Genomic DNA, 14714 nt, shown 5'->3' with positions numbered 1-14714 from the left:
AAACCAGAGAGGGAGGGCCCGCGCGTTGTCGGGCCCCGCCCGTCAGCGCGCGAAGGCCTCCCCCACGTTCGCGGCCAGTTGGAGGTAGGCGTCCCTGGTCGCGGGTGCCAGCTGTTCCAGGTCGACCTCCGCGCCCTCCTCCAGGTGCCCGTCCCAGGGCACCCGCACCACGGACCGGCAACGACCGGCGAAGTGCTCCTCAAGCCGGTTGAGGTCGACGCTGCTCTTGCTGTTGGAGCGGACCATGGACAGCACCACGGCGGCGCCGCGCACGAGCCCGCCGTGGCCGTGGGCGTCCAGCCAGTCGAGGGTGGCGCTGGCGCTGCGCGCCCCGTCCACGGAGGCCGAGCTGACCAGCACGACCTGGTCGGCCAGGCCCAGCACCCCGCGCATGGCGGCGTGCAGGAGCCCCGTGCCGCAGTCGGTGATGCAGATGGAGTAGAAGTGCTCGACGATCCGGGCCACCTCGCGGTAGTCGGCGTCGCTGAACGCCTCCGAGACCGCCGGGTCGCGGTCGGAGGCGAGGATCTCCAGCCTGCTGGGGGCCTGTGAGGTGAAGCCGCGGATGTCGGCGTAGCGCGACACCAGGTGGCGTTCGTTGAGCAGGTCCCGGATGGTGGCCGCGGTCTCCAGGCGCACCTTGTCCGAGAGCGTGCCCCGGTCGGGGTTGGCGTCGACCGCGAGGACCCGGTCTCCGCGCAGGGAGGCCAGGGTGGCGCCCAGGGCCACGGTGGTCGTGGTCTTGCCGACCCCGCCCTTGAGGCTGAGGACCGCGACCCGGTGGTGCCCCGACGCCACCGGTGTGCAGGCGCGGGCGACCAGCTCGCGTTCGCGCAGCACCTTCGGGGACTCGCCCGGGTTGATCAGGCCGAGGCTGGCGCTGTGCACGGCCTTGCGCCATCCGCCGCTGGGCCCGTAGCGGCGGTTGCGGACGAGGGTGGCCGCGCTGAGGGAGTCGGAGGTCTCGCCCTGGTCGGGGTGCGTGCCCGGGTGGGTTCCGGGCTGCCGCGCGGGCGCCGGGGTACCGGTCCAGGGGCGGGCGAGAGGGAGGGGCGGGGGAGCCTGGCCCGGCCCGGCGGCGGGGCCGGAGCCCGAGGCGGGTCCGGGGCCCGAGGCGGGTCCGGGGCCCGAGGCGGGTCCGGGGCCCGAGGCGGGTCCGGAGACGGGCTGAGGGCCGCTCTCACGCGGTCCGGTCAGGGACGGGGGCGGTACGGGGCGCTCGGGCGCCGGACGGCCGGAGGGGGCGGGCGGCTGCGAGGCGGGCGGCTCCGGAACGGGCGCGGACCACGGGGACGGCCCGGCGGGGTCCGGTCCGGGGCCCAGGCCTTCGGTGTGGTCGACGCGGTCCGCCTCCAGCGGAGGCAGCTGCTCGGGTTCGGGCACGTCGGAGTCGCCGGGCACCCGGCGCGGCGCCAACGGGTCCCGCTCCTCCCCCTTCGGCCCGCCGAGCCGCTGGGGGCGCTGGGGGCGACGCTCCTCCTCCCAGGGGCCGACCGCACGGGCCCGCCGGTCACGGGGGCCGGGCATCAGGCGCACCGTCGCGCTCCGGCCTTCCTCGGGGTCCTCCGGCATGTCGTCGTCCCCGCCCTCGGGCTCGGGTTCCGGAGCCGGGAAGGCGGTCCCGGGTGTCGGAGGAGGCGTGTCCTCGGGGAGGCGCGCGTAGGGCGGCGGGGGCGGTGCCGCGCCCTCGAACCCCCCAAACCACTGTTCCCGCGGCGTGGGCGCTGACGCGGCCGCACCCGGCGCGTCCCCGCTCTCCGCCTCCGCGAACTCCACCGGGTCGTCGGTCCGCGGCCGGATCGACTCCGTACGCTCCTGCGGCTCCGGTCCGGCGCCTGACCCGTTCTGTTCCTGCTGTGCCACCGGGGCTCTCCTGCGTCGAGGGGTGTGTTGTGGAGGAAGGGCCCTGCCGGTGTCGGCGGGGGGCGGGCCCTCGGGGTTCTCATACCCGCGCTGGACCAGCAAAGCATCCTTCCCGGCGCCCTGGACAGAGAGATCCCGATTCCCGAGGGGACCTCCTCCCCCCGAGCCCCGGGTCTGGGTACTGTCTGCCCCATGCACGCGATCAGAATCACCGAACCCGGCGGGCCCGAGGTCCTGGCCTGGTCCGAGGTCCCCGATCCCGTCGTCCAGAGGGGCGAGGTCCTGGTGGAGGTGGAGGCCACCGCGGTCAACCGCGCCGACGTCTCCCAACGCCAGGGCTTCTACCCACCCCCGCCCGGCGGTTCCGAGTACCCGGGGCTGGAGTGCTCGGGCACCATCGCCGAGCTGGGCCCCGGCACCGAGGGAACCGGCTGGCGTGCGGGCGACCGGGTGTGCGCCCTGCTCACCGGCGGCGGGTACGCGGAGCGGGTGGCCGTCCCGGTCGGCCAGCTCCTCCCGGTTCCACGCGGAGTGAGCCTGACCGACGCGGCGGCACTGCCCGAGGTGGCCTGCACCGTGTGGTCCAACCTCGTCATGGTCGGCGGGCTGCGCGCCGGGCAGACCGTCCTGGTCCACGGCGGCGGGAGCGGGATCGGCACGTTCGCCGTCCAGTTCGCCCGCGCCCTGGGCGCCCGGGTCGCGGTCACCGCGGGCAGCGAGGAGAAGCTGGCCCGCTGCCGCGAGCTGGGCGCCGAGATCACCGTGAACTACCGCACCGAGGACTTCGCGGAGGTGGTGCGGGCCGCGGGCGGCGCCGACCTGATCCTCGACATCATGGGCGGCTCCTACCTGGACGCCAACCTGCGTTCGCTGGCCACCAACGGCCGCCTGGTGATCATCGGGCTGATGGGCGGCGGATCGTCCGAGATCGACCTCGGCCGCATGCTGGTCAAACGCCTCTCCGTCCAGGCCACCACGCTCCGCTCCCGCCCTCCGGCCGAGAAGGAGCGGATCGTCTCGGGAGTACTGGAGCAGGTTTGGCCGTTGGTAGAGGAAGGAACCGTCCGCCCCGTCGTGGACCGCGCACTACCCATGCGGGAGGCGGCGGAGGCGCACCGCGTGATGGAATCGAGCGCGCACACAGGCAAGATCCTTCTCACCCGTTGACAGCGTGCCGGACACAGCCGAACTAGGGGATCGATGAGCAACGCAGACGACCAGAGGGAACCGCAGGTCCTGGTGGTGGGGTCCGACGACCACCACGGGTCCGGTGGTGAGGACGAGACCGGGGAGCCGCGCACCCTGGCCGACATGGTGGAACAGCCCGCCAAGGTGATGCGGATCGGCAGCATGATCCGTCAGCTCCTCGACGAGGTGAAGGCGGCCCCGCTCGACGAGGCCAGCCGCACCCGGCTGAAGGAGATCCACACCTCCTCGATCAAGGAGTTGGAGGACGGGCTCGCCCCCGAGCTCATCGAGGAGCTGGAGCGGCTGACCCTGCCGTTCGCCGAGGGGTCGGCGCCCAGCGACGCCGAGCTGCGGATCGCCCAGGCCCAGCTGGTGGGCTGGCTGGAAGGGCTGTTCCACGGTATCCAGACCACCCTGTTCGCCCAGCAGATGGCGGCCCGGGCGCAGCTGGAGAACATGCGCAAGGCGCTGCCCCCGGGGGTGTCCGGGCTCCAGGCCCAGGGCCCCGGCGCCGAGGGCCAGGAGGACCGCCCCCACATGGGGTCGGGCCCCTACCTGTAGCCCGGACACGGCGGAGCCCGCCCCTCGCGGGAGGGGCGGGCTCGGCGGTGGTGCCTACTTCTTGGCCTTGGCGGCCTGGACCGGCTCCAGGACGTCCTTGCCCAGGTAGGGGCGCAGGGCCTCGGGGACGACGACGGAGCCGTCCGCGCGCTGGTGGTTCTCCAGGATCGCGACGATCCACCGCGTGGTGGCGAGCGTGCCGTTCAGGGTGGCGGCGAAGCGCGGCTTGCCGTCCTCGTCCCGGTAGCGGACGTTGAGGCGGCGGGCCTGGAACTCCGTGCAGTTGGACGTGGAGGTCAGCTCGCGGAAGGTGCCCTGGGTGGGAACCCACGCCTCGCAGTCGTACTTGCGGGCGGCGCTGGTGCCCAGGTCGCCTCCGGCGATGTCGACCACGCGGTAGGGCAGTTCGAGCTTGTCCAGCATCTCGCGCTCCCACGCCAGGAGCCGCTGGTGCTCCTCGTGCGCCAGTTCGGGGCGGGTGTAGACGAACATCTCCACCTTGTTGAACTGGTGGACGCGGATGATGCCGCGGGTGTCCTTGCCGTAGGAACCGGCCTCGCGCCGGAAGCAGGAGGACCAGCCCACGTAGCGGTTGGGCAGGGCGTCGGCGGGCAGGATCTCGCCCCCGTGGTACCCGGCCAGCGCCACCTCGGAGGTGCCCACCAGGTACTGGTCGTCGGCGGGCAGGTGGTAGACCTCGTCGGAGTGCTCGCCGAGGAACCCGGTGCCCTCCATGGTCTCGGGCTTGACCAGCACCGGCGGGATCATCGCGGTGAACCCGGCCCCGATGGCCTGGTTCATCGCCATGTTCAGCAGGGCCAGCTCCAGTTGGGCGCCCACGCCGGTGAGGAAGTAGAACCGGGAGCCGGAGACCTTGGCGCCGCGCTCCATGTCGATGGCGCCGAGCATCTCGCCCAGTTCCAGGTGGTCGCGCGGGGTGAAGTCGAACTCGCGGGGCTCGCCCACGGTCTCCAGGACCACGAAGTCGTCGACGCCGCCCTCGGGGGCGCCCTCCTCCACGAGGTTGGGCACGCGCGCCAGGAGGGTGTCGAGGTCGTCGCCGAGCCGACCGGCCTCGGCTTCGGCCTCCTTGACCTCGGCGGAGAGCGCCTTGGCCCGGGTCAGTAGTTCCTCGCGCTCCTCGGGGGAGGCCTTGGAGACGGACTTGCCCACGCTCTTCTGCTCGGCGCGCAGGGTCTCGAACCGGGTCAGCGCCGCGCGCCGACTGGAGTCGAGTTCCAGCAGCCGGTCGGCCACGGCGGGGTCCTCGCCACGGGCCCGCTGCGATGCACGGAGTCGTTCGGGGTCTTCTCGAAGAGCGCGAAGGTCGATCACGTCTTGCAGGTTACCGCCCGCCCCACCCCCGACCCACATCTTTTACCGACAGTGACGTCATGATCGGTCTCCGGCGCCGTATCCCCATCGAAGGGCCGAACAGGGGGCGTGAGCCTCCGGCGGCACGCCGACCGTGTGGGGGAGAAGTCGTGAAACCGCTGGGTGAGATGACCACCGAGGAACTCTCCGATGCCCTGGAGGCCTTGGACGACGCCCGTCCGGGTGACACCGCGCTCCGGCTGGCGCTCTACCTGGAGCTGCGCCGGGCCGCCGCCGAGGAGTGGCTGTTCGACGAGAACCCCACCGCCCCCGCCGAGGCCAACTGACCCGCGCGGGACGCCCTCCTGCCCGAGCAGGACACCCGCCCACCGACCTCGACCACAGGTGAACACCCACCCGTCCGCTCAACCACAGGTGAACATCCGCCCACCGACCTCGACCACGGGCGAACACCCACCCGCCCGCTCAACCACAGGTGTACACCCACCCGTCGGCTCAACCACAGGTGAACATCCGACCACCGACCTTGACCACGGGCGAACACCCACCCGTCGGTTCAACCACAGGTGAACATCCGCCCGTCCGCTCAACCACAGGGGGGGTTCTTTCCGTTCGGCGCCGGAGAGGGTTCTGCAAGAGGAGTCAAGCCGCTAGCGAGGAACGAGCGTCAGGCGTAGACAACGATGAAGAATCCCTCTGCAAAGGCGACGAACCCGGGGTCGAAGCGAAGCGGAGGCCCCAAAAAAATACAACCCCGGGCCGAAGCGAAGCGGAGGCCCCAAAGAAACACAGCCCCACATGGTTCAGTCCGTTTCGCCCGACCGTACTCGGGCGAGCCAGCGTTCGGCTTCGGCGAAGTCGGCGTCGGTGGCGGTGCGGGGCCGCATGGCGGGGGTGGTCTCGGTGTCGCGGTCGCCGCGCGGATAGCTGCCGAGGAACCGCACGTCGCGGCAGACCCGGCGGATGCCCATGAGGGCCTCGCCCACGCGTGCTTCGCTGACGTGGCCCTCGGCGTCGATGCAGAAGCAGTAGCTGCCGAGGCCGTCTCCGGTGGGGCGGGATTCCAGACGGGTGAGGTTGACGCCGCGGACGGCGAACTGGTTGAGGACCTCGATGAGCGCGCCGGGGTGGTCGTCGGTGATGAAGGCGACGAGGGAGGTCCGGTCGGCGCCGGTCGGCTCGGGGAGGGTGCCTGCGCGTGAGAGGTAGATGAAGCGGGTGGCCGCGTCGGAGCGGTCGCCGACCCCGGTGGCCAGGGCGTGCAGACCGTAACGCTCTCCGGCGATGACCGCGCAGATCGCGGCGTCGTAGGGGGCTCCGGGTTCGGAGACGGCGCGGGCGGCGGCGGCCGTCGAGGAGACGGTGTGGGTGTCGGCGTCGGGGAGGTGGCGGGCGAGCCAGCCGCGGCACTGGGCGAGGGCGTGGGGGTGGGTGGCGACCCGTTTGACGTCCTCGAGCACGGTGCCGTGTCGGACGAACAGGGCGAACTCGACCGGGACGGCGGTTTCGCCGGTGATGAGCAGGGGTTCGCCGCTGATGAGTTCGGCGATGGTGGCGGTGACGCCGCCCTCGACGGAGTTCTCCAGGGGGACGACCCCGCCGTCGACGGCCCCGGCCCGCACCGCGTCGAAGACCGCCGCCACACCGTCGCACGGGACGCGGGACTCGTGGGTGGCTTCGGGGCGCAGGGCACGCAGGGCGGCTTCGGTGAAGGTGCCCTCGGGGCCGAGGTAGGCGTAGCGGTTGGGCATGCTGTTCAGGCTATACGCAGCGGGTCGCCGGGGGTGGTCAGTTCTCGGGTCGGGGGCGCGTCGCCGTGGTGCCCTGGGGTTCGTCGGTGTCGTCGGGCTGGTCGGGGCCTGTCCGGGGGTCGGTCTCCGGCCCGGGGATGACGGTGACCAGGGCGTCGGCGCCCTCGGGGGCGGCGGGGACCCGTCGCTGGGCGGGTGCGGCCGGTGCGGGGGCGGGGTCGGGCAGGGTGGCGCCGATCCCGTTGCCCAGGCGCGCCGAGCGGATCACCCGGTACTCCTCGGGGCTGAGCAGGTGGTCGGCCTCGCCCCGGGTGACGGCCTTGGCGTAGGTGCGGGTCTCGGTGCGTCCGTTGATGGAGGTCATGACCACCCCGTCGCCGTGGCTGTTGAGCATGGCCAGGGAGAAGGAGCGCGCGCCGGACATCTCCTCCAGGGCGTCGTAGTGCAGGACGGCGACGTCGCGGACGGCCCGGGGGTCGGCCCCCGAGGCGTTGACCGCGAGGGCGCGTTGGGCCAGGGTCTGGTACTCCTCCCGGACCCGGTGGGTCCGGTACAGCGCGTACACGCCGAGGGCGAGCCCGGTCAGCCCGGCGAGCAGTGCGATGGTGGCGATGATCGTCGTGAACACAGCGCGAGCGTATCCCCACGCATCGCGTCCGTGGGGTTACTCTTGGCGATTTTTGCGAGTAATGTGCCCGGTTTTTCGGCGGGTCGCGCGACCGTCCGCGTGGTCGCCCGCCGTCACTCCGCGCCAGGTCCGCCGCAGGGCGGGCCCCAGTTCGCGTACGGAGAGGGCGCGGGCGACGTCGACGAACTGGTGCGCGCGGTGCAGTTGGGCCCGCAGGTCGGTGCCGGTCGCGCGGTGCTCCAGCGGGACCTCGACCTCCACCACCCGGAAGCCGCCGTGCAGCACGTCGATGGTGAGTCCGGTCTCCACACCGAAACCCGGTGCCAGCGGCAGGGCCGCCTCGAAGGCGGCGCGGGTCACACAGCGCTGACCGTTGAGCGGCTGCTCGGGTTCCCAGCCCGTGGAGCGGCGCACCCCCTCCCGGGCCAGGCGGACGACGAACCCGTGCCCGCCCAGTCGCAGCCTGGTGGCCGGGAACAGCGCGATGGTCATGTCGGCCGTCCCCGCGAGCACCGGTTCGACCAGGGGTGCCGCGTCCTTGGCGGTCTCTCCGAGGTCGGCGTCGAGGAAGAGCAGGTGGCGGGGGGGCCGCACCGCGCCCTCGGCCGCCTCGCGCTCCTCGGTGAGGCGTACGCCCTCGGCTCCGGTCTCCATGGCCGCGCCCTTGCCCCGGTTGCGGGCGTGCCTGAGCACCCGGGCGCCCGCCTCCAGGGCGAGGTCGGTGGTGCGGTCGGTGGAACCGTCGTCGACCACCATGACCAGGTCGACGCCGGGCAGCGTGTGCGCGGCGACGACGGTGCTGCCGATACGGTCGGCCTCGTTCTTGGCGGCGATCACCACGGCGACCGCCGCTCCGTTCGGCCCGGTGGACCCTTCTCGTGCCACGGACACCCGGCTACTGCGCCGTGCCGGTTCCCGCGGCCACCCGGGACGCGTCGATGTCCGGGTGGATCACGAAGACCTCGTCCAGGCCGGTGACCTGGAGGACCTTCATGACCGCCGGCTTGGGCGCCACGAGTTCCAGGTCTCCGCCCCGGTCACGCGAGCGCTTCATCGCGGAGAGCAGGACGCTGATCCCGGTCGAGTCGCAAAAGTCCGCCCTGGACATGTCGACGACCAGGCGCCGTACCCCCAGTTCCAGGGAATCGACGAGTTCGGTCCGCAGCCGGGGTGCCGTGTACAGATCGATCTCACCGCCCACGGTTACCACTGCGACGTCATCTTGAGATCGGCTTGATATGTTCAACTCCACAGTCGTGACTGTAGCGTCCGGGCCAGGGCCAGGCCACCTCGTTGGCGGCGTTTCGCTACATCGGTCACGTTCCTCCACCCGGAGACAGCGACGCCCCAGGTCACCGGGGTGGTGGGGCGGTGTCCGCCGGTCAGGGCAGGACACTCCACGCTGGTTGTCCCGTCCCGCTGCCGAGGTCGAGTTCGACCACGTCGGCCCCGTGGGCGCGGCCGTGCCCCTCCCGTGAGGAGGCGGGGTGCCGCGCGGCGGTGCCGTCCGGTTCCCCGGAGATCTCCAGCACCGCCCACACGGTGGTCGTCGTCGCGTCCATCTCGGTGCCCCAGCGGCCCGCCAGGGTCTGCACGATGCCCAGTCCGCGCCCACCCAGGCCGGACAGCGAGGGCTGGGACACCCGGGGCAGGGTGGTCGAACCGCCGTCGCGGACCGAGATCTCCAACCAGTCGGCCGTGGGGGCGGTCGGGTCGACCTCGGCGCGCCAGCACACGCCGACGGTGTCCTCCGGGAGCGGACTCGCGTGTCTGAGGGCGTTACTGACCAGTTCGCTGAGGATCAGGGCCGCGTCGTCGACCTGGTCCGCCCTGACGTCGAGGGCGCGCAGGTCCGCGCAGAGCGCCTGTCTGGCCCCGGTGACGCTCTCGGGAACGTAGGGAAGGATGACGCTTCGCTCGACCTTTCGGGGCGTCTGTCGGCCCCCGTCGTCGTGTGCGGCGTTGTCTCCTGACACAGCTTTCGTCCCCGCGAGTTCGTGCTTCTCGGTCGGCCGGAACTCGCCCGATGTGTGCCAGCGAATTCCACCAGGGGTGGAAATGCCCCGATCCCTCGCAGGGGAAACCAGCCGGTGGGCGAATCGGCGGGGACGATCACCGGGCCGACCGCGCACAGCTCCGACGTGGCAGGGCTTGCGGGGCTGTTGAGGTTTTTGTTGTTTTCCGTGGGTCGGCGTGTCCGTTCTACGCCTTTGCCGTGGGAACCTTCGGTTCCGCCCCCTCCGGAACCGTTTCGGGCGCCGGAACACCGAGCTCGGCGTCCTCGCCCCGGTGGCGGGGCAGCGTGACCCGCATACGGGTGCCGTTCTCCAGCCGGTGCGCGGTCACCTCGCCGCCCTGCTCGCGCACCAGCTGGCGCACGATGTACAGGCCGATCCCGAGCCCGCTGTACCCCCGGCGGTCGCCCCGCTCACCGCTCTGGAAGAACCGCTCGAAGATGCGCTCCTCGTCACCGGCGTCGATCCCGATGCCCTCGTCGTCCACGTGGATGGTGACGGTGTCCTCGCCCTCCTGCACGGTGACCCGCACGGTCCCCCCGCTCGGCGAGAACTTCAGGGAGTTCTCCAACAGCTGGTCGATGACCATCCCCGTGACCAGGGGGTCGCCCACCGTCCACAGGGTTCCGCCGGAGTCCAGGATCAGCTCCTGCCGTTCGGCCAGGGGGCGGAAGGCCGTCACCGACTGCCCCAACAGCTCCACCAGGTCGAAGGGCACCCGGTCCACGGTCATCTCGCCGCTGGCCACGTCCGACCCGAGCCGCAGACGCTCCACCAGCTTGGCCAGTGAGCGGGCGCGGTCCAGGATGATCTCGCTCGCCTCCTGGCGCCCCTCCGGCCCCAGCCGCTCCCCTTTTCGGGACAGCAGGGCCGCGTACCCCTGGATCACCGTCACCGGGGTGCGCAGCTCGTGACCGGTGCTGGCCAGGAAGAACTCGCGCTCCTCCTCCAACGCCTTCTGCGCCGTGATGTCGCGGAAGTCCACCACCCACTCCTGGGTGTCGGGGATGCGCGCCATGAGGATCTCCAGCCAGCGGCCGCCCTCGTTCTTGTGCTTGACCGGCTCACCGTGCGCGGCCGGAATCGGGAACGGCGGGTGCCGCCCCTCCATCTCCTCGAACGAGTACCCGGTCAGCTCCGCCGCCGACCGGTTCCACTTGCGAACCTTGCCGGTGGAGTCCAGGACGGCGATCCCGTCTGCGCTGGAGTCCGACACCGCCTGTTCCCTGGCCCGCTGGAGCTTGAGCTCCTCATAGGCCATCGCGTTCCCTATCGCCACCCCGGCGTGCTCGGCCAGGAGCTCCAACAGCTCCAGCTCCACGTGCCCCACCCGGCGTTCGCTGTAGAGCGCGTACAGGGCGCCGTAGGGGCGGCTCTGCACGTTGGACACACACAGGGCGATGGTGTGCAGTCCGGGGAGGTCGGCCCAGACCAGGTCGTCCAGGCTGCGGGTGGCGCTGTTGGCCAACAGCACGGACTTGCCGCTGCGCAGGAGCTCGCCGAACAGACTGGACTCCAGGGGCGCGCTCACCCCGTACAGCTCCTCCGAGAGGTGGGTGAGGCTCACCAGCTCCACCCTGTTCTCGTTGAGCAGGACGAACCCGCCCGCGTCGGCCCCGGTCAGCTCGGTGAGGCTGCTGATGATGCGGTCCAGGACCGACTTGAGGCTGAGGTCCGCGTTGATGTCGGCGACGACGTCGGTCAGCCGGCGTACCAGCCGTGCGCGCTCCATGGCGGAGGTCTGCGCCTGGACCTCCTTCTCGCTCGGGTAGAGCACCAGCACCCACCCGGCGTGCCGCCCCCGGTCGTCGTGCACGCAGCCGGTGCTGACCCGCACGTCGACGGCGGTGCCGTCACGGCGCATGCGGCGGGTGAAGATCGTCAGAGGGATCCCGGCGCGCACCTGTTCGAGCACCGCGCCGTACTCGGGTCGCAGTTCCTTGGGGATGATCGGCAGCTCACCGCCGAGGACCTCGGCGGCGGGCCAACCGAACATCCGCTCCGCCGCCGGGTTCCAGACGGTGACCCGGTGCCGGTCGTCGATGCCGATGACCGCGTCCGCCGAGGACTCCAGGACGGCTTCGGCACTGAGGGGCGCGCGGTCGGAACTCACGACGTCATAGTGCCATTCGAGGGGCCCCGCGTGGCGGGGCTTCGCACAATCCGACCAAATTCAACGACTCCCACGTCACAGTGTCACCACTAGATGACCGTGGGCTCACCCTCGCCCTCGGCCGCCATGTCCCTGGCGGCGTGCTGCCAGGCGCCCATGCCCCCGGACACGTTGACCGCGTCCCAGCCGGCCTGGTTGAGCGCCGTCGTGGCCTGGGCCGAACGCCCGCCCGAACGGCAGATGACGTAGACCCTCTGGTCCTTGGGTACCTCCCCCGCGCGCTCCCCCAGCGTCCGCAGCGGGATGTGCACGGCGCCCGGGGCGTGGCCCGCCCGCCACTCGTCGTCCTCCCGGACGTCCAGCAGATAGGCGTCCTCGGGAACGTCGTGGACGAGTACCTCGGCGACCTGCTCACCGAACATGTTGGTGACCCCCTGTGTCAGGTGTGTTCTGAAAAGTGAGAAACGGCGGAACCCGCGTGGCGGGCCCTCCGTCCAACCAGTATGCGCAAGCACACCTTCGCAACGGCACTGCCGACCCGCCTCGCCGCACTCGCCGCTCTCGGCCTGATCCTCACGGCCTGCGGCAACGAGCCCTCCGAGGTGAGCGCACCGGCCCCCGACGATACGACGACCGACGAGTCCGCCGAGGTGGAACTCGTGATCGACCGCTCCCTGTCCGACGAGGACGGCCTCACCCCCGAGGAGGGGTTCGAGGAGGGCGAGTGGACGCTCACGTGCTCCCCCGTGGGCGGAGACCACCCCGACCCAGAGTCCGCCTGCGCCGAGATCGAGTCGACCGGCGCCGAACCCTTCACCCTCGACACCAGCGACGACATGTGCACGATGCAGGTCGGCGGCCCCGAGGTCGTCCGCGTCACCGGGCACGTGAACGGCACCGAGATCGACACCGAGTTCACCAAGCTCAACGGCTGCGAGATCGACCGCTTCCAGCAGGTCGGCACGGTCCTCAACCCGTGACCGGTCGGGAGGGGCGGACCCGGTCCGCCCCTCCCCCTCCCTAGCTGTAGGGGGTGTCCCAGAAGGACACCTCATGGCGCATGCCCTCCAGGAAGAAGCGCTCCGCCCGCTCCGGGTCGGGATCGGCCTCCTCCAGCATGCGCCCGTACCTCTCGGTCAGCTCCGTGAAGGCCGGGTCGGCGTAGGTGTCGACCCACCGCGCGTACCGGGGGTCCTCGGGCCTGGCCCGGGCCAGTTCGAGCCCGAGGGTGTTGTAGCCCCACATGCAGGGGTAGACGGCGGCCAGCCCGTCCCGGTAGTCGGCGGCCGCGTCCAGGAGCCAGGACGTGTACGCCTCGCAGGCGGCGCCCTTCTCCTTGGTTCCGAGGTCCGCGCCGAACTCGCCGGAGAGCGAGCGGTGCAGTTCGAGCTCCTCCGTCAGGGTGCTGTGCGCGATCCCGACCAGGTCGGCCAGGTGCCCGTCCGGTGCCTGCCAGGCCAGCCGGGAGAAGGCTCGGGCGTAGTCCAGCAGATACAGGTGGTCCTGCTCCAACCAGTACCGGAAGGCCCGTTCGTCGAGATCGCCCCGGGCGATCCCGGCGACCGTCGGGTGTGCGAGCTGCTCGGCGACCAGCGGTCGCCCGATGTCATGGAGTCTGTCGATGATTCCCACACCCGGAGTGTCCCATTCGTCCGGAACCGGGCCTCCACGGTGTCCGGATTCGGCCCCGACCTAACGATCGAGGATCGTTAGGAGGACCACCTGGACGTTGGGGCAACCCGAATACCACCCGTCACTCCAGCCGAAAGCGACTCGGAGACGGCGTCCCCGTCCGGCCGTGGGCGCGTGCCGCGAAGCAGGACGGCCGCAGGCCGAGCGGCACACCGGGGGCCTCGGGGTCACCCCCCCAGCCCTCAGCACCAAAAGCCCAGCTCAGCCACCACCACGCACCCGACCACCGACCCGCACCACTCACGCGCCGCGAAGCAGGACGGCCGCAGGCCGAGCGGCACACCGGGGGTCTGGGGGTCGCCCCCCAGAGGAAACAACGAAGACGACCCTGGGGAGTTGGCCGAAGGCCAACGACCAGGGTCGTCTCGAGTCGAGTGCGCGAGGAGGGATTTGAACCCTCACATCCTTTCGGACACACGGACCTGAACCGTGCGCGTCTACCGTTCCGCCACCCGCGCGGGTGTGAATCATGAAGTTGTGCGGCCAGTCGGTGCGGGCGTTTTGCCTGTTCCCCCTGGCGACATGAGTAAGGCTAGCACGGCTTGAAGGTGGGTTGCACACCGTTTGCGGCGACCCGGGAACGGCCGTCCGAAGGGCCCTGACGGGGGTGCGCCTGAAACCAGGGGCACCCGGGCCCGGTTACGATCGTCTACACATACGGAGTGGAGTACAAGGGAGGTACCTCGTGGGAGTGCTCCAACGCTTCGAGCGCAGGCTTGAGGGCATGATCGAAGGCACCTTCGCGATGGCCTTCAAGTCTGAGCTCCAGCCGGTCGAGGTCGCGAGCGCGGTCCAGCGTGAGATGGACGAGCGCGCGGCGATCGTCGCCCAGGGACGCACGCTGGTTCCGAACGACTTCATCGTCGAGCTCTCGGCCAGCGACAAGGAGCGCCTGGAAGTCTACGCCGACAGCCTCGGCCAGGAGCTGTCCAAGCTGGCCCGTGACTACGCGACCGAACAGGGTTACTCCTTCGTCGGTCCGGTGCGGGTCCAGTTCAGGTCGGACGAGGGTCTGAAGACGGGGCGTTTCCGCATCCGTTCGGGCGTCGTCCGCGGAACGATGGTCAAGGACGGAGAGGTCCGTCAGCCGGTCGGCGACCCGGGCCAGGGCGGGGGACCGCGCCAGACCGGGCGTCCCCGTCTGCTGATCTCCCCCGGCGGGGCGACCGCCGAGGGCAACATCGCCAGCCAGGGCATGCAGCAGTCCTTCGAGCTGACCACACCGGTCACCCTGTTGGGTCGCGGCACCGACTGCGACCTGCGCCTGGTCGACAACGGTGTCTCCCGTCACCACGTGGAGATCCGCGTCGACGGCGAGGAGGTCATTCTGGAGGACAAGGGGTCCACCAACGGGACCTTCGTCAACGGACAGCAGGTGCGGCAGGCCAGGCTGGTGGACGGGACCCGGATCAGCCTGGGGCGTACCACCATGACCTTCCGCCGGGACTGATCGCACGGCCCCGAACAGCCGGTCGATCCGGTCGTTCCCGACCGCAACCAACCATCCCGATTCGGCGTCTGAAAGGTCGATGTCCGGGTCAGGCCCGGTATGGACCTGTGTCGGAACT

General features: G+C 71.2%; 15 protein-coding genes and 1 tRNA gene. 5 read left to right on the top strand and 11 right to left on the bottom strand.

Annotation, left to right across the window (positions count from 1 at the left end; translation table 11 throughout):
• Positions 1 to 42: 42 nt before the first annotated feature.
• Entirely contained in the window at positions 43 to 1863 is a 1821-nt protein-coding gene (locus ACFYL4_RS14185) for an AAA family ATPase (RefSeq protein ID WP_387518642.1), read from the bottom strand.
• 192 nt (positions 1864 to 2055) lie between these two features.
• Between ACFYL4_RS14185 and ACFYL4_RS14180 the strand changes: the two genes are divergently transcribed.
• Together ACFYL4_RS14180 and ACFYL4_RS14175 are read left to right on the top strand one after the other, a co-directional pair.
• Entirely contained in the window at positions 2056 to 3030 is a 975-nt protein-coding gene (locus tag ACFYL4_RS14180; RefSeq protein WP_357768266.1) for an NAD(P)H-quinone oxidoreductase, read from the top strand.
• A gap of 33 nt (positions 3031 to 3063) precedes the next feature.
• Positions 3064 to 3612, top strand: coding sequence for a bacterial proteasome activator family protein (locus ACFYL4_RS14175; RefSeq protein ID WP_357768263.1), 549 nt, complete (start codon positions 3064 to 3066; stop codon positions 3610 to 3612).
• A 54-nt stretch (positions 3613 to 3666) separates the two neighbouring features.
• Here ACFYL4_RS14175 and serS read toward each other — a convergent pair whose 3' ends face one another.
• The gene (serS, locus tag ACFYL4_RS14170; protein WP_387518641.1) at positions 3667 to 4947 is read right to left on the bottom strand and encodes a serine--tRNA ligase; all 1281 of its coding nucleotides are present in this window, start codon (positions 4945 to 4947) and stop codon (positions 3667 to 3669) included.
• 149 nt (positions 4948 to 5096) lie between these two features.
• Between serS and ACFYL4_RS14165 the strand changes: the two genes are divergently transcribed.
• Positions 5097 to 5273: a hypothetical protein gene (locus ACFYL4_RS14165; RefSeq protein ID WP_357768257.1), complete on the top strand. Its 177-nt coding sequence runs from the start codon at positions 5097 to 5099 to the stop codon at positions 5271 to 5273.
• Between the two features lie 477 nt (positions 5274 to 5750).
• Here ACFYL4_RS14165 and pheA read toward each other — a convergent pair whose 3' ends face one another.
• From pheA to ACFYL4_RS14130, 7 genes are all read right to left on the bottom strand, one after another.
• Positions 5751 to 6698, bottom strand: a complete 948-nt coding sequence (pheA, locus tag ACFYL4_RS14160; RefSeq protein ID WP_357768254.1) for a prephenate dehydratase — start codon at positions 6696 to 6698, stop codon at positions 5751 to 5753.
• Positions 6699 to 6735: 37 nt separating this feature from the next.
• Entirely contained in the window at positions 6736 to 7326 is a 591-nt protein-coding gene (locus ACFYL4_RS14155; protein WP_357768251.1) for a DUF4446 family protein, read from the bottom strand.
• A 36-nt stretch (positions 7327 to 7362) separates the two neighbouring features.
• Entirely contained in the window at positions 7363 to 8211 is an 849-nt protein-coding gene (locus ACFYL4_RS14150; RefSeq protein ID WP_387518640.1) for a glycosyltransferase family 2 protein, read from the bottom strand.
• 10 nt (positions 8212 to 8221) lie between these two features.
• The gene (locus tag ACFYL4_RS14145; protein WP_357768245.1) at positions 8222 to 8578 is read right to left on the bottom strand and encodes an STAS domain-containing protein; all 357 of its coding nucleotides are present in this window, start codon (positions 8576 to 8578) and stop codon (positions 8222 to 8224) included.
• Positions 8579 to 8708: 130 nt separating this feature from the next.
• Positions 8709 to 9302, bottom strand: coding sequence for an ATP-binding protein (locus tag ACFYL4_RS14140; protein WP_387518639.1), 594 nt, complete (start codon positions 9300 to 9302; stop codon positions 8709 to 8711).
• A gap of 226 nt (positions 9303 to 9528) precedes the next feature.
• Positions 9529 to 11454: a PAS domain S-box protein gene (locus ACFYL4_RS14135; protein ID WP_387518638.1), complete on the bottom strand. Its 1926-nt coding sequence runs from the start codon at positions 11452 to 11454 to the stop codon at positions 9529 to 9531.
• A gap of 89 nt (positions 11455 to 11543) precedes the next feature.
• Entirely contained in the window at positions 11544 to 11876 is a 333-nt protein-coding gene (locus ACFYL4_RS14130) for a rhodanese-like domain-containing protein (protein WP_357768236.1), read from the bottom strand.
• Between the two features lie 81 nt (positions 11877 to 11957).
• On the opposite strand from ACFYL4_RS14130, the gene ACFYL4_RS14125 reads away from it, so the two are divergent.
• Positions 11958 to 12434, top strand: a complete 477-nt coding sequence (locus ACFYL4_RS14125; RefSeq protein ID WP_357768233.1) for an SSI family serine proteinase inhibitor — start codon at positions 11958 to 11960, stop codon at positions 12432 to 12434.
• Between the two features lie 40 nt (positions 12435 to 12474).
• Here ACFYL4_RS14125 and ACFYL4_RS14120 read toward each other — a convergent pair whose 3' ends face one another.
• Positions 12475 to 13086, bottom strand: coding sequence for a TenA family protein (locus ACFYL4_RS14120; protein ID WP_357768230.1), 612 nt, complete (start codon positions 13084 to 13086; stop codon positions 12475 to 12477).
• Between the two features lie 435 nt (positions 13087 to 13521).
• Positions 13522 to 13604: transfer RNA gene (locus tag ACFYL4_RS14115), tRNA-Leu, on the bottom strand.
• A 233-nt stretch (positions 13605 to 13837) separates the two neighbouring features.
• Here ACFYL4_RS14115 and ACFYL4_RS14110 point away from each other — a divergent pair.
• Positions 13838 to 14596, top strand: coding sequence for a DUF3662 and FHA domain-containing protein (locus tag ACFYL4_RS14110; protein ID WP_357768310.1), 759 nt, complete (start codon positions 13838 to 13840; stop codon positions 14594 to 14596).
• The last annotated feature ends 118 nt before the right edge of the window (positions 14597 to 14714 follow it).

Origin of the sequence: Nocardiopsis sp. NPDC006938, from assembly GCF_042869555.1 — a bacterium.
In the GTDB taxonomy this organism is placed as follows: domain Bacteria; phylum Actinomycetota; class Actinomycetes; order Streptosporangiales; family Streptosporangiaceae; genus Nocardiopsis.
The sequence above is the reverse complement of the archived record's forward strand: the minus strand, read 5'-3'. Positions and strand labels throughout refer to the sequence as shown.